Source organism: Candidatus Agathobaculum pullicola (assembly GCF_052117205.1).
Lineage (GTDB): Bacteria > Bacillota > Clostridia > Oscillospirales > Butyricicoccaceae > Agathobaculum > Agathobaculum pullicola.
The window spans coordinates 1-19,174 of the sequence record NZ_JBQKJP010000022.1; the positions used below are offsets into that span (position 1 = coordinate 1).

General features: G+C 54.4%; 24 protein-coding genes, 7 tRNA genes and 1 rRNA gene. 26 read left to right on the plus strand and 6 right to left on the minus strand.

The window, feature by feature from the left end; translation table 11 throughout:
* Positions 1-235 precede the first annotated feature (235 nt).
* From ACTQ3V_RS08845 to ACTQ3V_RS08875, 7 genes are all read left to right on the plus strand, one after another.
* Positions 236-311: transfer RNA gene (locus ACTQ3V_RS08845), tRNA-Lys, on the plus strand.
* A 76-nt stretch (positions 312-387) separates the two neighbouring features.
* A tRNA-Glu gene (locus ACTQ3V_RS08850) sits at positions 388-462 on the plus strand.
* A gap of 74 nt (positions 463-536) precedes the next feature.
* Positions 537-653, plus strand: a 5S ribosomal RNA gene (gene rrf / locus ACTQ3V_RS08855).
* Between the two features lie 28 nt (positions 654-681).
* Positions 682-757 (plus strand) — tRNA-Asn (locus tag ACTQ3V_RS08860).
* 61 nt (positions 758-818) lie between these two features.
* Positions 819-895: transfer RNA gene (locus ACTQ3V_RS08865), tRNA-Ile, on the plus strand.
* Positions 896-907: 12 nt separating this feature from the next.
* A tRNA-Asp gene (locus tag ACTQ3V_RS08870) sits at positions 908-984 on the plus strand.
* A 31-nt stretch (positions 985-1,015) separates the two neighbouring features.
* A tRNA-Thr gene (locus ACTQ3V_RS08875) sits at positions 1,016-1,091 on the plus strand.
* Positions 1,092-1,186: 95 nt separating this feature from the next.
* Here the strand turns inward: ACTQ3V_RS08875 and ACTQ3V_RS08880 are convergent.
* From ACTQ3V_RS08880 to ACTQ3V_RS08895, 4 genes are all read right to left on the minus strand, one after another.
* Complete coding sequence (locus tag ACTQ3V_RS08880) at positions 1,187-2,329, minus strand: tyrosine-type recombinase/integrase (RefSeq protein ID WP_441467188.1); 1,143 nt, start codon at positions 2,327-2,329, stop codon at positions 1,187-1,189.
* A 127-nt stretch (positions 2,330-2,456) separates the two neighbouring features.
* On the minus strand, positions 2,457-3,212 hold the full coding sequence (locus ACTQ3V_RS08885; protein WP_441467189.1) for a DUF1828 domain-containing protein: 756 nt from the start codon (positions 3,210-3,212) through the stop codon (positions 2,457-2,459).
* A 4-nt stretch (positions 3,213-3,216) separates the two neighbouring features.
* On the minus strand, positions 3,217-3,612 hold the full coding sequence (locus tag ACTQ3V_RS08890) for a hypothetical protein (RefSeq protein WP_441467190.1): 396 nt from the start codon (positions 3,610-3,612) through the stop codon (positions 3,217-3,219).
* 214 nt (positions 3,613-3,826) lie between these two features.
* On the minus strand, positions 3,827-4,471 hold the full coding sequence (locus tag ACTQ3V_RS08895) for an XRE family transcriptional regulator (RefSeq protein WP_441467191.1): 645 nt from the start codon (positions 4,469-4,471) through the stop codon (positions 3,827-3,829).
* A 132-nt stretch (positions 4,472-4,603) separates the two neighbouring features.
* On the opposite strand from ACTQ3V_RS08895, the gene ACTQ3V_RS08900 reads away from it, so the two are divergent.
* Both ACTQ3V_RS08900 and ACTQ3V_RS08905 read left to right on the plus strand, forming a co-directional pair.
* Positions 4,604-4,810 carry a helix-turn-helix domain-containing protein gene (locus ACTQ3V_RS08900; protein ID WP_441467192.1) on the plus strand — a complete coding sequence of 69 codons (207 nt, stop codon included), beginning with the start codon at positions 4,604-4,606 and terminating at the stop codon, positions 4,808-4,810.
* Between the two features lie 62 nt (positions 4,811-4,872).
* Positions 4,873-5,076 carry a helix-turn-helix domain-containing protein gene (locus ACTQ3V_RS08905; protein WP_441467193.1) on the plus strand — a complete coding sequence of 68 codons (204 nt, stop codon included), beginning with the start codon at positions 4,873-4,875 and terminating at the stop codon, positions 5,074-5,076.
* Between the two features lie 53 nt (positions 5,077-5,129).
* On the opposite strand, the gene ACTQ3V_RS08910 is transcribed toward ACTQ3V_RS08905, so the two are convergent.
* Complete coding sequence (locus ACTQ3V_RS08910) at positions 5,130-5,258, minus strand: hypothetical protein (protein ID WP_441467194.1); 129 nt, start codon at positions 5,256-5,258, stop codon at positions 5,130-5,132.
* A gap of 293 nt (positions 5,259-5,551) precedes the next feature.
* Here ACTQ3V_RS08910 and ACTQ3V_RS08915 point away from each other — a divergent pair, with 293 nt between their 5' ends.
* Complete coding sequence (locus ACTQ3V_RS08915; RefSeq protein ID WP_441467195.1) at positions 5,552-5,788, plus strand: hypothetical protein; 237 nt, start codon at positions 5,552-5,554, stop codon at positions 5,786-5,788.
* A gap of 146 nt (positions 5,789-5,934) precedes the next feature.
* On the opposite strand, the gene ACTQ3V_RS08920 is transcribed toward ACTQ3V_RS08915, so the two are convergent.
* Complete coding sequence (locus tag ACTQ3V_RS08920; protein ID WP_441467196.1) at positions 5,935-6,384, minus strand: hypothetical protein; 450 nt, start codon at positions 6,382-6,384, stop codon at positions 5,935-5,937.
* Between the two features lie 70 nt (positions 6,385-6,454).
* Here ACTQ3V_RS08920 and ACTQ3V_RS08925 point away from each other — a divergent pair, with 70 nt between their 5' ends.
* From ACTQ3V_RS08925 to ACTQ3V_RS09000, 16 genes are all read left to right on the plus strand, one after another.
* A complete protein-coding gene (locus ACTQ3V_RS08925) occupies positions 6,455-6,694 on the plus strand; it encodes a hypothetical protein (RefSeq protein WP_441467197.1) in 240 nt (79 codons plus the stop codon).
* Between the two features lie 25 nt (positions 6,695-6,719).
* Entirely contained in the window at positions 6,720-6,929 is a 210-nt protein-coding gene (locus tag ACTQ3V_RS08930) for a hypothetical protein (RefSeq protein WP_441467198.1), read from the plus strand.
* Positions 6,930-6,964: 35 nt separating this feature from the next.
* The gene (locus tag ACTQ3V_RS08935; protein WP_441467199.1) at positions 6,965-7,366 is read left to right on the plus strand and encodes a hypothetical protein; all 402 of its coding nucleotides are present in this window, start codon (positions 6,965-6,967) and stop codon (positions 7,364-7,366) included.
* A 370-nt stretch (positions 7,367-7,736) separates the two neighbouring features.
* Positions 7,737-7,811 (plus strand) — tRNA-Met (locus ACTQ3V_RS08940).
* Positions 7,812-7,901: 90 nt separating this feature from the next.
* Positions 7,902-8,306: a terminase small subunit gene (locus tag ACTQ3V_RS08945; RefSeq protein ID WP_297274777.1), complete on the plus strand. Its 405-nt coding sequence runs from the start codon at positions 7,902-7,904 to the stop codon at positions 8,304-8,306.
* Entirely contained in the window at positions 8,299-9,726 is a 1,428-nt protein-coding gene (terL, locus tag ACTQ3V_RS08950) for a phage terminase large subunit (RefSeq protein ID WP_441467200.1), read from the plus strand. The genes ACTQ3V_RS08945 and terL overlap by 8 nt, the downstream gene beginning before the upstream one ends.
* A gap of 6 nt (positions 9,727-9,732) precedes the next feature.
* A complete protein-coding gene (locus tag ACTQ3V_RS08955; protein ID WP_441467201.1) occupies positions 9,733-11,073 on the plus strand; it encodes a phage portal protein family protein in 1,341 nt (446 codons plus the stop codon).
* Entirely contained in the window at positions 11,070-11,990 is a 921-nt protein-coding gene (locus tag ACTQ3V_RS08960; protein ID WP_441467202.1) for a phage minor head protein, read from the plus strand. The genes ACTQ3V_RS08955 and ACTQ3V_RS08960 overlap by 4 nt, the downstream gene beginning before the upstream one ends.
* On the plus strand, positions 11,962-12,396 hold the full coding sequence (locus tag ACTQ3V_RS08965) for an XkdF-like putative serine protease domain-containing protein (protein WP_441467203.1): 435 nt from the start codon (positions 11,962-11,964) through the stop codon (positions 12,394-12,396). The genes ACTQ3V_RS08960 and ACTQ3V_RS08965 overlap by 29 nt, the downstream gene beginning before the upstream one ends.
* Before the next feature lie 30 nt (positions 12,397-12,426).
* Positions 12,427-13,362: a hypothetical protein gene (locus tag ACTQ3V_RS08970; RefSeq protein WP_441467204.1), complete on the plus strand. Its 936-nt coding sequence runs from the start codon at positions 12,427-12,429 to the stop codon at positions 13,360-13,362.
* On the plus strand, positions 13,343-13,753 hold the full coding sequence (locus ACTQ3V_RS08975) for a hypothetical protein (RefSeq protein ID WP_441467205.1): 411 nt from the start codon (positions 13,343-13,345) through the stop codon (positions 13,751-13,753). The genes ACTQ3V_RS08970 and ACTQ3V_RS08975 overlap by 20 nt, the downstream gene beginning before the upstream one ends.
* Before the next feature lie 16 nt (positions 13,754-13,769).
* Entirely contained in the window at positions 13,770-14,795 is a 1,026-nt protein-coding gene (locus tag ACTQ3V_RS08980; protein WP_441467206.1) for a major capsid protein, read from the plus strand.
* 13 nt (positions 14,796-14,808) lie between these two features.
* A complete protein-coding gene (locus tag ACTQ3V_RS08985; protein WP_441467207.1) occupies positions 14,809-15,252 on the plus strand; it encodes a hypothetical protein in 444 nt (147 codons plus the stop codon).
* Positions 15,252-15,404 (plus strand): hypothetical protein, encoded by a 153-nt coding sequence (locus ACTQ3V_RS08990; protein ID WP_441467208.1) that lies wholly within the window; start codon positions 15,252-15,254, stop codon positions 15,402-15,404. The genes ACTQ3V_RS08985 and ACTQ3V_RS08990 overlap by 1 nt, the downstream gene beginning before the upstream one ends.
* 25 nt (positions 15,405-15,429) lie before the next feature.
* Positions 15,430-18,438, plus strand: coding sequence for a tape measure protein (locus ACTQ3V_RS08995; RefSeq protein ID WP_441467209.1), 3,009 nt, complete (start codon positions 15,430-15,432; stop codon positions 18,436-18,438).
* Entirely contained in the window at positions 18,439-19,167 is a 729-nt protein-coding gene (locus ACTQ3V_RS09000) for a LysM peptidoglycan-binding domain-containing protein (protein ID WP_441467210.1), read from the plus strand.
* The last annotated feature ends 7 nt before the right edge of the window (positions 19,168-19,174 follow it).

Consider the following 19,174-nt stretch of genomic DNA (forward strand, 5'->3'; position numbering starts at 1 on the left):
GATAGGTCAGGAGTGGAAGTGCAGTAATGTATGCAGCGGACTGATACTAATAGGCCGAGGGCTTGACCTCAAAAATTAGAGGCAATCTCAGAACAAACTCTTAGCTTGCCGTAGTTATTGTTCAGTTTTGAAGGTGTGAATCTTCAAATTTCTGCGAAAGAAAAGAGCGGAGAGACGGGCGCGGAAGCGCAAATGAAGTTTCTTCTGCATAGCTTATCTTTTCAAAGAAAAGTATGCACCATTAGCTCAGTTGGTAGAGCAACTGACTCTTAATCAGTGGGTCCACGGTTCGAGCCCGTGATGGTGTACCAGAATGGTGCGCTGTGGGATTGGACAAAGCGTGCAGTCCCGCAGTGGTGCCAGGCATACCGGGAAGCCGGCTGAAATGGCCCGTTGGTCAAGCGGTTAAGACGGCGGCCTCTCACGCCGCAAACGGGGGTTCGATTCCCCCACGGGTCACCATCTTGTTACTTGACAGATGGAGAGCGGTATGGTATGTTAATAAAGCGAGTAAGCGCGAAAGCGTTTCTCATATAGTGCGTGTCAATGGTGACGAGGGTACACCTGTTCCCATTCCGAACACAGTAGTTAAGCTCGTTTACGGTGACAATACTTGGCTGGCGACGGCCCGGAAAGATAACTCGATGCGCACATAGCGGATCTCTTCGATCCGCTCGATATTCCTCAATAGCTCAGTCGGTAGAGCATGCGGCTGTTAACCGCAGGGTCGTTGGTTCGAGTCCAACTTGAGGAGCCATCAGATAAGGCTTTGCCGCCACCATATATTGTGGCGGCAAAGTGCTGTCAATCCCTAATATGGGCCTTTAGCTCAGTTGGTTAGAGCAACCGGCTCATAACCGGTCGGTCCCGGGTTCGAGTCCCCGAAGGCCCACCAAATTTTATATTCGGCCCGGTAGCTCAGTCGGTTAGAGCGCCAGCCTGTCACGCTGGAGGCCGTGGGTTCAAGTCCCATCCGGGTCGCCAATAAACGGCGACATTGTTCGCCGTTTGTTTTGCTGCTGTAGCTCAGTAGGTAGAGTGCATCCTTGGTAAGGATGAGGTCACCGGTTCAAATCCGGTCAGCAGCTCCATGATTTTTGCACCGATGCAGGATGTATAGTCTTGTGTTCGGTGTTTTTTTGCTTTATTGTGAACTTATTATTGGATACTGGCTCTTTTGATGTATTTATGATTCAGCGGCTTTTTTACCGCGATTCACCGCATCATTACCGTCACTATTACCGTCACCATAGAAGGCAGATAACTGACTGCCGGCACGTTGCAGCATATCCTCTCCAGTATGCGTGTAGATGCGCTCGGTGACCTTGACGCTTGAATGTCCCATCAGCTTTGCAGCGACATTGATCGGCACGCCCGCACGCTCGAGATCAGTGCAGTATGTATGGCGCAGATCGTATAGCTGTATGGGCGGTAGCTGCTCTTTCAGTTTAGGAAGCCGTTTTTTCTCCACCATCTCAGCTTCAGTTTCATTCATTGCAAGTACGAAGCTGTGCCACATCCGGCGCATGACGGTCTTGGTCATCAGTCCGCCGCGCGGCTGCGGGAACAAGTATTGATGGGGAAGTGCGTCTGGCAGGATCACTGCAAGACGCGGGATTACCGGAACCATGCGGGAGCCTGCTTTTGACTTAGTCTCTTTGATCTCGTTCGTACGCGCTTCCAGCGCCTTGTTGACCCGGATATAGCCATTGATTATATCGGCGCCAGTCAGCGGAGGAACTTCTCCGGGACGCAGGCCGGTATACAACAGGAATTGGACGAGAATGCCCATAGGGTGCGTTTTTGCGGTTTCAAGTAAAACTACTCGTTCACGCTCAGTAATCGCTCTGTGCGTGGACGGAGGACGGCAGACGGGCATTGTCAACCCGGCCGCCGGATTTTTGCTTATTATATCATCTTCGACAGCGGCTGTAAACATAGCGATCAGCATTTGCAGCATGTGCTTTACCGTGTCCTTGGCACGAGTTTTCGCCATATCGTTTAGTAGGTTCTGCAGGTGAATGCGCTTGACCGCGCCGATCTTGACAGGTCCATACAACGGATACAGGTAGTTCTGCTGCAAGCCGCGGATGCGTTCCTGTGATGCTTTACGCAGATTGGTGGTATAGGCTTTACGCCAGGCATCGCCCCAGAGCTGCACGGTCATCTTGTCTGTAGATGGTTGCGCCTGCTCCGCGAGCTGCGCCCGCTTTTTCTGCTCCTTTTCTGCAAGCGCGCGGAAGTCCTTAGAGCGGACGGAATATTCGATACCGTCCACACGGAAATAGCGGCGGTAGTAACCGTCCGCACCTTTTTTCGGTTTTGGCATATTCTATGCCCCCTTACTTTACATCTGGTTTTGAGTATAGTAAAATAAGGGTAGATGATTGGAGTGCGAATCTTTTCATCTACCCATGTCCCGCTCTGGTGCGCCAACACCAGGGTGGGATTTTTATTTAAGCAATCATACGATTAATAAATTCTTGACCATTTGCTTCAAAATCCGACAAGCTTGAATACTGTTTATCTACAGCATTTGTTAAAGCATTGCGGTCCCGAGAAATAAGAGCGTCCATATCTTCATATACGGCAACCGATGTATGGAAGGTTTTGAGACTTGATAGTCTGAGACAAAACGAAGTAGCACGTGCTGCTTGGAGGCTATCTTTTACAGCAAGAATATAAAGGGGACGATCAGGATTATCCAAAATCGCATAATCAGCAATATGATATGCTTCATTGGTAGGATGATAGGATGTTTCTATCTTGCTGTAATATTTGCTCAGTTGCATAGTAACAAATTGGGACAAATATTCAAAGAAAAGACTGGAAATTTGCTCTTTCTTTAATATATCTAAGTTTGTTACTTTGGAGATGGCCATTTGATATTGCATAAGGTCATTGAAGAAAGTATCATATGAAGATTGCAAAGTGATATTACCATTCTCATTGCAAACGCCATTATTGGTTATAATTTGATTAAATATTTTTTCCTTATGATCCGTATCGATATTAAAAGTGTATGATAGCCGCATTAAAGATGCACCGAAATCACAAATTTGAAGCTCGTCGCCAGTGTCGCGGAGAAATATATCCATCATATCACCGTCTTCATGGTAAAATGGCGCTTTAATTTGATATAATCCGGACGAGACTGGCTCAAAACGGATGTGTCCATTAAACTGTTTTGCTAAAAATTCAGTATTCAACATATGACTACATCCCTTCAAATGAAATCTGCGTAGCTTTTGCTTCTAACTCAGGAAAAACAGCTTGCCAGTCCTTGATATTACAATCAATGAGAAGAGCTAAAAGCGCTTGGTCAAACGTAATATATCGATCAGTTGTCTCGGCATCAAGTACGCTCGATGTTTCATCGGATAATTGCTTATCATAAAGATGATGAATATGGAAGTCATCAAATTTCTTGTGATCAGCCACTTTGTTTTTATGCTCATGCTTACCATTATAGCGGCATAATATCACAGTGCCTTCACCGGAACGATAACGTAATCCTACAGAAAAAAGATGAGAAATAATAGTATTATATCTGAAGAAAACTTCAAAGCGTTTGCTGCCATCTATAGAAGTGCAGGTAAAATCATTTCGCATCGTATATGGATTACGTTTATCAGGCTACATTCCCTTTTTGGGTTTGACCGTTATGATTTTTTCACATTTAATGAGCGATTGCACCAGTTTATCGCCCATAACGAACCTTCACTTCAATTATACAAATATTGTATTTGGTATGCAACAGTATTTCATACACTCTATATAGGAGCACTCCCGCTTGCGGCTTCGGCTGTGGGCGGGATTTTTTTATTTATTCAAAGTGCCTGATCAGTATGCGCGGAAGCCCAATGACCTTACACTGTTCTAGGTCGGCACCTTCGATACGCTTTGGCGGAAATTCAGGATTCAGCGGAACCAACTCCAGCCAATTCTCTCCATCAACATAGTTAATCCGTTTAATTGTCATTTGCTCATCACCGTAGCATATCACACCGATCTGACCTGAGTGATTAAGTGTCGCCTGCTTGAGGACAATAACAACATCGCCATCATGGAATTGGGGATACATGCTGTTGCCATTGACGCGCATTGCGCAAAATTCCTCTGGCTTACGCCCGTGAAGGTAGCTGGTCGGCACCTCAACTTTGTCGCCTTCCAGCGTCGCGTCATCGGAGATGGCGTTATAGTGGGCGGCGACGTTCGTCTGTATATAAAATGTCGTGACATCATCGGTAACAGTGGGTGGCGTAAAATAACTATTATCGTCAATTAGGTATGATGGGGGAACATTAAAGAGTTGTGCCATCGCCTTTATTTTTGAACTGGGGATATCATCAACGCGACCGCATTCCCATTTGCTGACCGCATTTTTTTGCACCCCCAGCTTTGCACCTAATTCAGTTTGGGTAAGTCCAAGTGCTTTTCGCTGAAGCTTTATTTTTTCACCGATTGTCATACTCTCACTTCCTTTGCGGTGTATCTTAATAATAACATAAAAAATCTAAAAGTCAATAAAAAGTATCTTGACAAAATGAAAAAGTGTGATAAGATATATGTATCTTGAAAAGGTGAAAAGAGGTGATTGATTTTGAACGCGAATATGCTTAAGGGCAAGATCAAAGAGCATAACATGACACAAGAGGATGTAGCCAATAAAATCGGCATAAGTTTGTCGAGATTCAATGCCAAATTGAATGGGACTGATAATGCAGAGTTTTCGCTTGGTGAAGTTAAAAGCATGGTTACGCTGTTTGATCTTGCGCCGGAGCAAATAGATGAAATTTTTTTTAACTGAGAAGTATCTTGAAAAGGTGCTTTATGGCGCATGAAACGAAGGCAAGTGAAGGAGGTTTTAGATTGAACGTAGCCAATAATATTCGGAAAGTGGTTGCGCAAAAAGGAATGGTTCAAAAAGTTGTAGCCGAACGCTCTGGATTCACGGAACAGCAGTTCACAGATATGCTCAACGGACGAAAAATTATCCGAGCGGACTATGTTCCCAAAATTGCCGAAGCACTTAATTGTACACTGGATGATCTGTTTGCTGCAGGCGATAGTTGAATAAAAAAGGCAGCCAGCAAAGGCGTACTGACTGCCTTGTCCATCACAGAGGACTACTTAGGACGAATAGTCTTGCGAATGGTTCGCGTAGAAGAGCCATTAGAGACCTTGTGCTCTACGCGAATGGTATTTCCTACTCGTCGAACCGAGGAGGAAACCCGCACTCGAATTGTCTTTCGCATGATATCACCTCCTCACGTTGAAAGAGCGGGAGTGGATATATGGATTGACGGCGGGGGATGGAGATATGTAAGGCCAAAAGACCTTACATTTACATTTTAATATTCATATATTGATTTGTCAATATGTAGTGTGACAAGAAATGCAAAAGGTCAATATATTGATGCGTTTAAGAAGTGATCTTCCGCAGAAAGAATGACCGGTTTGTCCGGTGTTCGTATGCCGAGATCGTGCGCCAGCCTTTAAAGCGAGGGCTGGACACAGAAACAAAGAAAAAGTAAAGGAGATGAAAGAGATGCCTAAACTACCAGAAGTCAAGATAAAAGATTTCGGTTCGTTCGCTAAGGTGCTGATTGACGGTAAAAATGTGTCCGACAAGATAACAGCCTTTACATTTCACCATCAGGCTGGCGAAATTCCGAAGCTGACCCTGGAAATTGTACCGGATTTACTCGAACTGGAAGCAGACGAGTGCGCAGTAGAAAGCCGCGATGCGGCAGGGGAAGAGGTGACTATCCGCTGCAAGCCTTAATGATTGTATCTTTGCTCAATATGGTCATTACCATAGGTGCATCTGCAGGAATTGTCATTCTTACAAAAAGAGATTGCGATGACGGGATGCTTTTTAACATCTGCGTTACTTGTTGGGCGATTGGTCTGGTCATAGCTTTTGGAGTTTTATTTTTGCTTTGCATGTACGGCTGATCTCAGGTCATGCTGCATTAAAGCAATCATGTCCGCTCGAGCCTTATCCATACTGTTTTGTATGTTATCTGGAGGAATTTTCGAATGGTTCAGTTCGACATATGTGTGAACCAGGGTAATGTAATGCTTCATTGCTTGCTGCGTTTGCTTTCCTGCGAATAATGTTGCCCGGCTGACACAGACGGAAGCCCTGTTTCGGTTCTCCGGCGTATCAGATTGTAACAAAGTATCACAGGCAACGAATAGCTCCTGATACGCAGATGCCATTTCCGAAAACATCAGCTCGGACTGTCGAAGTTTCAGATTACCCTTAAATCTGGCGCGCTCGGCCAGCCAAGGAGCAATTGTAGCTACTACGATCGCAATAACAGCCCCTAAAAAACTTACAAAAGCGTAGATCTCTGAAATTGAAACAATCCTCATAATTTCACCCCTACATATTTTAACAGATGGGGCGGGGAAGGACAAGACAAGCGAAAGGAAGGTGAAGTCAATGAATATTCCGCCATCGCCGCCGAAATCGACCGAATCGCTTGACGACAGAGTCAAAGACATATTAGACATTTGGGCGGCTAAGGAAAGGTATCGCCAATTCAGGGATGAAGTGAAGCGCGATATCATGCGAGACTGCAAGCGCGAACAGGTTGCAAAATACAAGCGTATCCTGTTGGAGGCAATCTGTCGTATTGCAGAAATTTTCATTGCAGTGCTGATCTGTAAATTTGCATTTTAGTCGAAGCCAAGGAGGTGAAACAACAGTGACAGAGCTAAGCAAAAAGCTCATCCGGTTAGTAGTGGACGAGCTTCGTGACGAAAAGAAAGGCGCGCTCACCATTCAAGGCGTTATTATAACGCTTGATGGGGCGGATAGAGACCTTGAGCGCTCAGCGCTGCGCCGGCATATCGAAAAATGTATCGATGAAGTCTTTTCAGATCAGGTATGTCGACCTCAGCAAACTATAGTTTAACAAAGAGCACTTGAAAACACAAGGGAGGAGCAATAATGAGACAACGAGAAGACTGGTGGGAGTACACCAAGCGGATCATCCGGTCGTATCCTGCGTTGGAGCGGAAGGCCAACAGCACCGGCCCTCAGGCTGTCACGGCTACATACGGACCGTCCGGCGGGCGTGGAAATACGCCCGGCCGGCCGGTGGAGCAGGCAGTCGTTAACAGGTTGACGGATAAGGAGCAGCGGCGTTATGATGCTGTGCGAGCCGCAATTGCTGATACGGAGCAGATGAAGTCGGGCAGGCAACGGATTGAACTGATTGATCGAGTGTACTGGAAGAGATCACATACATTGTTTGGAGCTGCAATGTGTGTGCCTGTGAGCGAGAGAACGGCGCACTCTTGGAATTCGGAGTTTATACGGCTCGTAGAAAAATATTTAGACCTGCCATAAATATTTGCCTAACGCGAACCTACTTACCGTGTAAAATAGGTAGCGTGAAGATGCAGGGTGAAAACGAGACCTGCATTCCTCTTCTTCACATCCCCTCTTTTTTACCCGTCCTGCAGCAGCGGGGCGAGGACATGTCCCAAACGCTGCATGAGGCGGGCGGGGAGATAGTCAGATGCCCTCTCAAAAGTGAATTGACAGAACCCACACCCGCGCCCGGCGGGTTATCCGGGCAATACGCGCACAGCATGACGCCAAGCTGTCCTGTGGGACGGCGGGTCGGCTCACTACCGGCCGTGCGCCCCATCGTCCGAGAGGACGCATACGCCTTTCGTGCCTGTTGGCATAGAGGGATGCCCCGCAAGGGGCATACGGCAGAGTGGAGCAGTGGTAGCTCGCGAGGCTCATAACCTTGAGGCCGCCGGTTCGAATCCGGCCTCTGCAACCAGCATCTATCCATGTTTTTATCTCCAAATCCGGAAAGGCACTCTCACTTGAGGGTGCTTTTCTGCGTCTGAATACAAAGGACGGTGATACTGTGCCAAACCTGACAGCAAAACAAAAAGCGTGGATCGATTACTACAAGCAAGGCAATACGGCGGCAGAGGCGGCACGTCTCGCCGGGTATAAAGCAAAAAGCGATAAGGCATTCCAGAATATTGGCAGTGAAAACTTGGGGAAACTTGGGGATTACATCGCAGACCGCGATGCCGTTCTCGAAACCCCGCGTATTGCTGATATGGAGGAAATCAATGAGTTCTGGACCAGTGTAATGCGCGATGAAGACGAGATGACAAAGAACCGGCTGAAAGCGTCTGAGCTGCGGGCAAGGGCTTCCGGCGCTTTTGTCGAGAAGGTGCAGCATTCTGGCAGCGTGGACGTCAACCCGTATGCGGGCCTGACGACCGAGGAGCTGCGCAAATTGGCGGGATCGGATGGTTGACCCCGCGATCCGCCGCGGCGCCCGTCTTGAGCTGGCACGCCGGGAGTTCTGGGAATACTGCAAGCTGATGGCGCCGGACTTCTACCGAGAAGACCGCCCATACCTGAAAGAGCTGTGCAGCCGCTTGCAGGCGTTCTGCGAGAGTGACCGCAAGGTCATGGTGATCAACATGCCGCCGCGTCATGGCAAAAGCCGCACGGCGGTTTTACTGTCCCAGTGGCTATTCGGCCGCGATCCGAGCGAACAGATCATGACCGGCAGCTACAACGAGACGTTATCCACAACCTTTGCCCGCTCGGTGCGGGACGGCATTGCGGAGGAGAAGTTCGACCCGAACCGCACGGTGTTCTCGGACATCTTCCCGGATGCCCGCATCAAGTACGGCGAGGCGGCCGCGGGCAAGTGGGCGCTCGAAGGGCAGTATGCCAGCTATCTGGCGACGTCCCCCGGCGGCACGGCAACCGGCTTCGGCGCGAGCATCCTGATCATCGACGATCTGATCAAGAAGGCTGAGGAGGCTTTCAACGAGAATATCCTCGAAAAACAGTGGCAGTGGTTCACGGATACCATGTTTTCGCGTACCGAGACCGGCTACAAGATCATTATCATCATGACCCGCTGGGCGACGGGCGACCTTGCCGGCCGTGCGCTGCGCCACTGGCCGGATGCAGAGCACGTCACGATGAAAGCCATGCAGGACGACGGCACGATGCTGTGCAGCGCGATCCTCACCCACGCGGACTATGACGAGAAGATACGCGCCATGTCCCCGGAGATCGCGTCCGCCAACTACCAGCAGGAGCCGATCGACCTCAAGGGACGGCTATACAGCCGTTTCAAAACTTACGACGATGTCCCGCGGGACGCGCAGGGGCGGCCGCTGTTCACGGAGATCAGCAACTATACCGACACGGCGGACACCGGATCGGACTATCTGTGCTCGATCACCTACGGTGCGTACAACCACGAGGCGTATGTGCTGGACGTGTACTACACCAAGGCGCCTATGGAGGTCACGGAACCGGAAACAGCAAAGCGGCTGGTCGAGACCGGCTGTACCCATGCGCTGATCGAGAGCAACAACGGCGGCCGCGGGTTTGCTCGCAATGTCGGCCGCGAGCTGGACGCACTGGGCTCCAACCGCTGCCGGATCGAGTGGTTCCACCAGAGCGAGAACAAGACGGCTCGCATCATGACCAATGCAACGTGGGTGCAGGACCATATTTATTTCCCGGTCAACTGGCGCGACCGCTGGCCGGAATACTTTGACGCGATGGTGAAATACCAGCGCGAGGGCAAAAACGCACACGACGACGCGCCGGACGCCACAACGGGCGTTGCGGAGCAGATGACCGGGAAACGGCAGCCGGTTATCCCAAAGACCACGATGCCGGCGCAAAAATCTTATTGGAGGAGGTGACCGCGCTTGCGATACGAATACGGCCGTGTTGGCCAATACCGGTATGCAGGTATGTTTTTCGAGGAATTCCTGCCCGAACTGCGCGGCACGCGCGGCGTCCAGACCTACTACCAGATGTCGGAGAACGACGACACGGTGGGCGCGATCCTGTTTGCGATCCAGATGCTGATGCGGCAGGTGGATTTCACGATCGAGCCGGGCGGTCCGTCTGAGACGGACAGGGCTGCGGCCGAGTTCGTGGACAGTTGCCTGTACGACATGGCAAACACATGGCAGGATACGCTGGCCGAGATCCTTTCGTTCCTCACCTATGGCTGGAGTTATCACGAGATCTGCTATAAGCGGCGGAACGGACACAAGCGCGACCCGGACTTCTCGAGCAAGTATGATGACGGCCTGATCGGCTGGAGCAAGCTGCCGATCCGCGCGCAGGACACGCTGTTTCGCTGGGAGTACAGGCCGGGTACAGACGCGCTCACCGGCATGTCGCAGATGCCGCCGCCGGACTTCGGCGTGCTCACCATCCCGCTGGAAAAGGCGCTGCACTTCCGCACGACCAGTGTGAAGAATAACCCGGAAGGCCGGTCGATCCTGCGCACGGCGTACCGGTCGTGGTATTTCAAGACCCGGATCCAGGAGATCGAGGGGATCGGTATCGAGCGCAACCTTGCAGGCTTCCCGGTGCTGTATGCGCCGGACGATCTGCACCTGTGGGACGCGGAAGATAAGCAGGCGCAGGCGGCGATGGACTGGGGGCTGGATATCGTCACCGGCATCAAGCAGGACAGCAAAATGGGTATCGTCCTGCCTGGCGGGGAAAACGTCTGGAAGCTCGAGCTGCTGACCGGCAACACCAGCAAGGCCGTGGACACAAACGCGATCATCGAGCGATATGACAAGCGCATCGCCACGACCGTGCTTGCGGATTTTGTCATGCTCGGGCAGCAGTCGGTCGGGTCGTTCGCGCTGGCGTCGAACAAGACCAAGATATTCGCACTTGCAGTCGGCACCTATCTCGATGTGATCTGCGACGTGTTCAACAGCCAGGGCATTCCCCGGCTGATGGAACTCAACCGAACCGCGTTCGCCGGGATCACGGATTACCCGCATATGGTACACGGCGATATCGAGGATAAGGACCTGTCCGTGCTGGGCGAGTTTTTGCAGCGGACATCGGCGGCGGGCATCCTCCAGCCGGACGAGCAGATCGAGGACTATGTGCGACGCGAGGCCGGGCTGCCCGAACGGCTGACGACTGAGAGCGGATCGGCGGATCTGTCCATTGACCGCCCGTCCAAAATAACTGAGACAGACCAGGGGGCGGTTTTGCCCGGTGATACAGAATGAACACTTTGATCAGAAAAGCATTCCGCCGCAATGATGCGCTGAAAAAGCTGCGTTCCTTCCTGGATACGAATGAGCCGGGGCTTGTCCGCGTGCTGTACCGCCTGTGGGACAGTCAGCAGAAGGACATCACCTACAGGGAGATACGCGAGGCGATCCTGTCCGGCGGCCTGAGCGATGAATACGCGGAGCAGTGGCGCGAGGAGTATGCAGCCTTCGTCATGGAATACCTGTACCCGGAATGGCTGAAGGCGATGAACGAATCGACGGCTGCATACAAGGCGCGGTTCAGCGGGTATGTGTTCGACCCCATGTCGGAGGGTGTAGCCGCATGGACGCGCAGCCGTGCAGCCGCGTTTGTGACCGAGGTGACGGATACACAGATGCAGGGCCTGCGGGCAGTGATCGAGCGGGCGACACAGCTCGACGGGCTCGGCGTGGACGGGCTTTCCCATGTGATCCGGACGATGGTCGGCCTGACACGCGATCAGACCCTCTCCAACATGCGCTATTATGAGAACGCGATCGAATCGGGAATGAAAGAGGCAAAAGCGCGCGAGCAGGCAATCAAATACGCAGAAAGGCAGCACCGGTACCGGGCGTACAATATCGCCCGCACGGAGCTGTCTTTTGCATACAATCAGGGATCCTATCAGGGTGTCAAACAGGCGCAGGAACAGGGGTACATGACAAATCCGGTCAAGGTCTGGAGTACCGCGGATGACGAGCGTGTCTGTCCGGTCTGCGGCACGCTGGACGGCATGCGCCTTGGGATCGATGATGATTTCCCGTTCCGCACCAAACTGCAGGAGCCCGGCATCCGGCGCACACCGCCGGCGCATCCGTCCTGCCGGTGCGCGGTGTATTACGAAGATGAGGAGGTGATAAGCGATGTTTCATATCCTGAAATCAGACGGTGACCAGCGGCTGGTATTCGGCTGGGCAAGCGTATCCGTGACCGTGGACGGCGATCAGGTCGAGGATCTGCAGGGCGACGCGATCGACCCGGAGGAACTGGAAAAGGCGGCATACCAGTATGTGCTGGATTTCCGCGACGCTGGGGAAATGCATGATCAGGGCCTGCGCAAGAAGGCGCGCCTGGTGGAGAGCTGCGTCTTCACGCCGGAAAAGCTGAAGGCCATGCGCATCCCGGAGGGTACGGTACCGCTCGGCTGGTGGGTCGGCTTCTATGTCGATGATGATGAAGCGTGGGAGAAGATCAAAGACGGTACCTACACTATGTTCTCGATAGAGGGGCGCGGCGAGCGCGAGCCGGTAGAGAAGTCCGCCAGGACCTTTGCAGACATCGTCAGAAACGGCAGATGACCGTTTCTAATACACCTGAAAGGAGCAATTATGAACAAGCTCAAAAACATGAAGCTGAACAGCGTCGACTTCGTCCCGAAGGGCGCAAACCAGCATGCGGATATTGAACTCTTCAAGTCCGCACCGAACGTTCCTGCGCGCGAGGGCGTTTTCAAGTCCTTTGTGGACTGGCTGACCAAGGGCGCGCCGGAGACATTCGACCAGACAAAGGAGGCAAAGATTGTCCGCGAAAATCTGCGTCAGTTCAGCTATGCGCTGGATGATTCGTTTGAATCCATCCTCGAAAGCGACATGGGCGCCGACGACAAGAAGGCCATGCTGCGCGAGAGCCTTGACCAGTTCCGTGCGGCGGTGGACAACATGATCGACGGCGCAGTAGGAAATGGTCCGGCGCTCCCCCCGGCACTGGACGAGGGCGCGGAGCCGGACGTAGACAAAGCGAGGTGCAAAAAAGGAATGAACATTGATAAGAGCAAGCTCACTGTCGAGGAGCAGGCGACGCTTGACGCGCTGCTGGCAAAGGGCGCGAGCAGCTACCCGTCGGGCGCGCAGGACGACGACATTTACAAGGGCCTCCACCCGGCGGTAAAGGCCGAGCTGGAGCGCCTGCGCAAGGCGGTAGACGCACAGGAAGACCGCGAGCTGGAGGCGGTGGCAAAGAAGTATGAGGCCATCGGCAAAAAACCGGAGGAGCTCGTCCCGGTGCTCAAGAGCCTCAAGGGTACACCGGCCTACGACGAGATGATCAGCGTGATGGACGCTGCGGTGGACGCGGTCGAGAAGTCTGCGCTGTTCACCGAGATCGGCAAGACCGGCCACGGCACGGGCGACGCGATGAAGCAGGCCAGCGAGAAGGCAGCAGAGATCATGAAGGCAGACCCCAAGCTGACACATGCACAGGCGCTGGACAAGGTGTTCGAGATGAACCCTGAACTGGCAGCACAGGTTGAAAAGGAGGGCAACTAAGATGTATTTCGGCGATACCGTAAACACCAGCCCGTATTTCCGGGGCGAGGCAGGCGCGAAGATCGACAATCCGCGCGGCAAGGCAGTCAAGTTTTCGTCCGGCCAGCTTGTGCTGGGTACGGCGGCGGACGCAGTGGTCGGCATCGTTCCGGTCACCAATGACCAGGCGCTGGAGCAGGGTGACCCGGTCGACATCGTCTGGAAGGACATGACCCTCGCGCTGGCGGGCGGTACGATCGCGACGGGCGATGTGCTTGCCTGCGACGCAAACGGGGCGCTGGTCAAGGCGTCGGCTGACGGCGGCACGATCGGCGTCGCGATGGAGGCCGCGTCTTCCGGCCAGTATTTCCACATGATCGTTGAGCGCGGCACGTTCGCTGCCGCGGGCTAAAAGGAGTGTGACATAGATGAACAAGATGAATGCACGCGCACTGGAGGCGGAGATTCGCAAGGGTTCGTTCCAGCCCAATATGGTGCTGTCCAACATGGGCCTTGCGTATTTTCAGGACGACCGCAATTTTGCGGCGCGCCAGATGTTCCCGCTCTGCCCGGTGCAGCTTTCCACTTCGTACTACTACAAGTTCGGCAAGGGCGACCTGATGCGCGACAACGTGCAGCCCAAGCCGCAGTACGGCAAGGTAAATCCCGCCGTATTCTCTCATGATACCGATCTGTACCACTGCACGGTGGATCAGGTGATCGTGGGTATCGACGAGATCGAATCCCTGAATTACCAGCGTCAGCGCGCGCCGTGGTTCGCTGACCCGCGTCGCGCCAAGGTGCGTTTCGTCGCCGAACAGATGAAGATCCATCTGGACCGCCTGTTCGCCGAGAATTTCTTTGTCGCCGGCGCGTGGAGCAACGAATGGACGGGCGTCGCTTCTACTCCGTCTGCCAATCAGTTTGTCAAGTTCTCGGATGAGAACAGCGATCCAGTCACCCTGATCGACCAGCTGTGCGATGAGGTGGAGCAGTCCGCTGGCCGCCGCCCGAACCGCCTCGGCCTTGGTGCGGAGACCTTCACCGCCTTGAAGAACCACCCCGCGATCCTGGAGCGCGTCAAGTACAGCGGCGGCACGGCAAACCCGGCGACCGTCAACGAGCATGTGCTTGAGATTGTGTTCGGTATTGACCGCGTTGTGCGCATGTCCGCAGTTTACAATGCTGCGGGTTACGGCCAGGCGGACGATATCCAGTACATCTGCGATTCGGATGCGGCGCTGCTGTGCTATGCGACCGATACCCCGGCGATCGATGCGCCGAGCGCGGGCTATACGTTCACCTGGGATATGCTGAACAACGGCCAGTTCATGCCGGTGACCCAGTATCCGGGTGAGAACGGCACGCACACCGAGTTCATCGAGGGCCTGATGGCGTACGACATGCACAAGACCGCGGACGATCTGGCCGTGTTCCTCAAGGCCTGCGTATAAGGGGGTGCGCGATATGGATTATATCGCACTGCGCCCCTGCACTTTTTCAGGACAGCGGTACCGGATCGGGGAGACCGTACCCGGCAGCGCGGTGATGGACGGCAAGCGACAGGTCGCTCTCGGCACGCTGGCAGCGCGCAGGGAAGCGGACGCCGGCGCAACCGATATTGCCATCACCATCGACGGCGCACAGATCAGCTTTTCGGCGGAGGAGCTGCAGGCGGTTTTCGACATCCTGCAGGCAGACAGCCGGGACGCCGCTGCTGCAATCCAGACCGAACAGCGCGAGAATGTGCGTCAGGTCATTGCGGCGTGCGACAGCAGGCGCAGCGTCAAGACGGCCCTCAAGGACCTTCCCACTGATGATTCGGACGTTGATGCCGAGGCCGAGGCCGAAGCCAATGACGAGGACGAAGGCGAGACCGATGACGAAAAGGAGAAAGCGGGTGAGGCATAATGGCCTCGACGTATACCTATGACCCGTCCATGATCACCCTCAAGGGGAAGGATCAGATGCGGTTCGAGCTGGGGGACACGGTGATACAGGGCGGCAACATGACCGCCGCTCTGTGCGACGAGGAGTACGAGGCGATTATCACCAAATATTGAAGTTGAGGCTCGGTTTACAGACAACGTGACTGCCGGGGCTAAAAAGGCGGATAAGGCGCTGGACAGCCTTGAGAAAAAGGCAAAGAAGTCCACCAGTGTCAAGATGAATTTCAACCCCAATACAACCAAGCTCGACAAAATGCTGTCCAAACTCGACCAGTTTGCGGGCAAGGCGAAATCCGGCTTCAAGGTGACCGTGTCTGTGGTGGACCAGGCTACGAGCCGGCTGAACCGCATCTCATCTGCCGGCGCGCGCATCGCGGGTAAGACATGGCGGGCGACGGTCAAGATCGCGGACTACGCGACGCGGCCGCTCCGCGGTATTTTGTCTGCCTTGACCAGCGTGCAGGCGCTTATTGCAGGCGTAGCAACCGGTGCGGCAGTGAACTACGGCGTAGTAAAGCCGGTATCGCTGTCCGATCAGATCAAGCAGTTGAATATGGCGTTCTCCACGCAGCTCGTCGGGGACGCGGCGGCGCAATCGTTCATGAACGAGATCTATGCGTTCGACAAGAAATCCCCGTTCGACACCATGCAGATCGCGCAGCAGGCGCAGTTGATGCTCAATACAGGTTGGCAGCGGGACGAGATCCTGCCCGACCTGAGCAATATCGGCGACTGGGCTGCGGCGATGGGCAAGGGGGAAGCCGGTATCAGCAGCGTCGTCCTGGCACTGGGCCAGATGCGGCAGAAAGGCCGTGTCTATGCCGAGGAAATGCTGCAGTTGACCGAAGCGGGCGTTTCCGGCTGGGACTATCTCGCCCAGTCGCTCGGCGTGAGCACAGCGCAGGTGCGTGAGATGGTAGAGGACGGCGCGGTCAGTGTGGATGATGCTGTGCGCGGCATTATCGGCGGTATGAGCGAGTTTGCCGGGACGGCAGAACGCACCGCCAACGAAACCATCAGCGGGATGATGGATCAGATCGGCACGACGCTGAAAATGGGCGTTGAGCTGCCGTGGGGCGAAGGTCTATCCGAGGGATTTGGCGACGGCTTGCAGTATCTGAAGGATCAGTTGGTCGATAATGAGGATCAGCTTACTGCGTTTGGGGAGCAGGCGCGCCAGATCGGTATCCAGATTGGCAGTGCGTTTTCCGATTTCGCCATCAGCGGCATCAACAAGGTGCGGGATATCCTGAATGATCCGGAATTTCAGAGCCTTTCGCTTGGCGGCAAGCTGTCCTTTGCGTGGGATGAACTGATTGCTGAGCCATTTTCCGGCTGGTGGAATGAGAGCGGCAATCAGATGGTGACCGATGCGGGCGCAAAATTCGCCGGATGGCTGTGGGATGGCATCACCGGTGCGCTCGGTTCGTTTGTCAGCGAGCACCCGCTGATTTCGACTGTTCTGGGCGCGGCCGGCCTGTCCAAGCTGTGGCAGGGACTGCGCGGCGGGTCGGGCGCGGGCGGCGCGGGAGCTGTCGGGACCATGACCGTTACCGCAGGTGTTGTGAACGTGAACGGTGCGGGCATCGGCACGGGCGGCAGCGGCCTTCCAGGTGCTGCGGGCGCTGGTGCGGCCGGAAAAGCGGCAGGAGCGGGCGGCGTAGTGTCGCGGCTGCTCAGCGGCTTGTCGACCGGCGGTTATCTGATCGGCGCTGCGGGCGTGGTTGACGCACTCGGTGATTTGATCCACTCGATCCAGACGGATGGAAAGGAAAGCAGGGATTACGGCGTCAAGTCAGGCACAAAGCTCGGCATGGTCGGTGCAGGTGCAGGGCTTGGCGCGGCAATCGGTTCGATCGTACCCGGCCTCGGTACCGCGATCGGCGCGGGAATTGGTGCGGGCATCGGCGGCTTGGGTGCATTGTTCGGCGGGGACACTGCAGGGCAGTGGATCTCCAACCAGCTCGACCCGAGCCGCGCACAGAACGCAGCAAGCCGTGCAGCAGAGTCTGCCGGTCTGGCTCGGCAGACAAGGAGTGCAAACTACGCATCCAACGCTGCCAATTTGGCAACGGATGCACTTGCATATTCTGTCCCCAGCTTGGCGTTGTCCATGGGCAACAATATTGCCGATGCATTCCAGCAGGGCATTACCGGCAGCATGATGAACGCGATGTCCGCGGCCGCGGCTGATCCGCAGATCACGCAGTCGGTCACATCCATGCTGAACCAGCTGAGGCCGACGACTGCACAGATCGAAGACATTGCAGCGGAGTTCGCCGCAGCCGGTCAGGCGATCCCGGAAAGTCTGACGGATTACCTTGCGAACATTGACTTCTACACGGCGCTGTCCGGTGGTTTGGACAGCCTGCAAGAATATTTGAACAGCCTCTCGATCACGGCGCCGGTAGACACCGAGATCGACCCGAACCTGAAGATTAACCCGGTCGACCCATCCGCGCAGATCCAGGCCATGCTCATGGCGCGGTATACAACGGCACAGACAAACGTCGGCGTTATCCCGTTCTATGAATACCTGGACACCGACCTTGACCCGTCTGAAATGGGCGACGGCTGGAGCGTTACGGCGAATCCGAATGTGAGCGTTGTGCCGTTCTACAGCTATTCGACCGGAAACTTTAACAGTTCTGCGCTTGCGCCGTCGTCGATCACAAAAACGATAGGCGTAAACCTGATGCAGAAATACAATTTGCTTACGGGCGGCGGCACAGATGGTCATCAGGCCGCCGGCGGTATCGTCAGCAAGTACGGCGTCTATACACTGGCTGAGGAAGGTACGCCAGAGGCGGTTATCCCTCTGGGCGCGCACCGCCGGGACCGCGGCATCGAGCTGTGGAAACGTGCGGGCAATGCGCTGGGTATCCCCGGCTTTTTCAATGGCGGGATCGTCGGTGACGAGGATAAGGCGGTCGGAGCATCCCAGTATGTCACGCCGGAAGTAGGCGGCGGAGATACAGATAACAGTATCAGCATATCGCTCGGCGGCGTGAACATCCAGGTGACCGGCGCGACTGGCGACGTGATCGAGGAGATCCGCGCACGGGCGGCCGAGGCTGCCGACATCGTCGCAGGCGAGTTCATCAAGGTTGCACGCGTCATGGCGCAGAACGCACCGAGGAGGGCGTAAATGGATACCGATATCTATATCGAAGAAAAGACGGGCGGACGCTCGATGCGCATTCCGTGGATACCGGAATCCATTACGTTCGATTCGAATGGAACGCGCTTTGCCAAGTATGAGATTCTCAAAGTCGGCGAAGTATACATCCCGTCCGGCGCGAATATCCACTCATATGCGTGGAAGTCGCTCCTTCCCGGCGAGGGCAGGCGGGATGATATCCTGCAGCGCGGCGAATGGCAGGATCCGCTGTGGTATCAGCAGATCTGGAGCGCGTGGCGCGATTATGGAACACCGCTGCACCTGCTTGTCACCGGCACGCCGATCAACCACGATGTATACCTTGAGGATTATTCGGTCGACTACAAGGGCGCGTTCGGGGATTACGAGTACAGTATCTCATTTGTGGACGCGCGGCAGATCAGCGTGAATACGACACAGCCTGCAGCGCAGACAAGCGGCACATCTGCCAATACAGAGAATGCAGCCGCTGCACAGGAAGCCCAAGGCCAGACTACACGGTCGGAAACCGAAAGCAGTCAGAAAACCTACACGGTGACCGACAGCGACACCCTGTGGGGGATCGCGCAGCGGTTCCTTGGCGACGGCGCCCAGTGGGATACCATTTATAATGCCAATCGGGAAGCGATCGAGAACGCGGCAAAGCAGCACGGGCGCTCTTCCAGCGACCAGGGACACTGGATCTATGCCGGGACAAAGCTGACGATCCGGAAATGAAAAAAGC

What these genes read in the sequence shown, in the direction of transcription:
- ACTQ3V_RS08960 (WP_441467202.1), top strand. Translation starts at nt 11,070, where the DNA reads ATGAACACTTTGATCAGAAAAGCATTCCGCCGCAATGATGCGCTGAAA.
- ACTQ3V_RS08885 (WP_441467189.1), bottom strand. Translation starts at nt 3,212, where the DNA reads ATGTTGAATACTGAATTTTTAGCAAAACAGTTTAATGGACACATCCGT.
- ACTQ3V_RS08910 (WP_441467194.1), bottom strand. Translation starts at nt 5,258, where the DNA reads ATGCGAAAGACAATTCGAGTGCGGGTTTCCTCCTCGGTTCGACGAGTA.
- ACTQ3V_RS08990 (WP_441467208.1), top strand. Translation starts at nt 15,252, where the DNA reads ATGGCCTCGACGTATACCTATGACCCGTCCATGATCACCCTCAAGGGG.
- ACTQ3V_RS08970 (WP_441467204.1), top strand. Translation starts at nt 12,427, where the DNA reads ATGAACAAGCTCAAAAACATGAAGCTGAACAGCGTCGACTTCGTCCCG.
- ACTQ3V_RS08895 (WP_441467191.1), bottom strand. Translation starts at nt 4,471, where the DNA reads ATGACAATCGGTGAAAAAATAAAGCTTCAGCGAAAAGCACTTGGACTT.
- ACTQ3V_RS08920 (WP_441467196.1), bottom strand. Translation starts at nt 6,384, where the DNA reads ATGAGGATTGTTTCAATTTCAGAGATCTACGCTTTTGTAAGTTTTTTA.
- ACTQ3V_RS08890 (WP_441467190.1), bottom strand. Translation starts at nt 3,612, where the DNA reads ATGCGAAATGATTTTACCTGCACTTCTATAGATGGCAGCAAACGCTTT.
- ACTQ3V_RS08935 (WP_441467199.1), top strand. Translation starts at nt 6,965, where the DNA reads ATGAGACAACGAGAAGACTGGTGGGAGTACACCAAGCGGATCATCCGG.
- terL (WP_441467200.1), top strand. Translation starts at nt 8,299, where the DNA reads ATGGTTGACCCCGCGATCCGCCGCGGCGCCCGTCTTGAGCTGGCACGC.
- ACTQ3V_RS08915 (WP_441467195.1), top strand. Translation starts at nt 5,552, where the DNA reads ATGCCTAAACTACCAGAAGTCAAGATAAAAGATTTCGGTTCGTTCGCT.
- ACTQ3V_RS08985 (WP_441467207.1), top strand. Translation starts at nt 14,809, where the DNA reads ATGGATTATATCGCACTGCGCCCCTGCACTTTTTCAGGACAGCGGTAC.
- ACTQ3V_RS08925 (WP_441467197.1), top strand. Translation starts at nt 6,455, where the DNA reads ATGAATATTCCGCCATCGCCGCCGAAATCGACCGAATCGCTTGACGAC.
- ACTQ3V_RS09000 (WP_441467210.1), top strand. Translation starts at nt 18,439, where the DNA reads ATGGATACCGATATCTATATCGAAGAAAAGACGGGCGGACGCTCGATG.
- ACTQ3V_RS08880 (WP_441467188.1), bottom strand. Translation starts at nt 2,329, where the DNA reads ATGCCAAAACCGAAAAAAGGTGCGGACGGTTACTACCGCCGCTATTTC.
- ACTQ3V_RS08965 (WP_441467203.1), top strand. Translation starts at nt 11,962, where the DNA reads ATGTTTCATATCCTGAAATCAGACGGTGACCAGCGGCTGGTATTCGGC.
- ACTQ3V_RS08980 (WP_441467206.1), top strand. Translation starts at nt 13,770, where the DNA reads ATGAACAAGATGAATGCACGCGCACTGGAGGCGGAGATTCGCAAGGGT.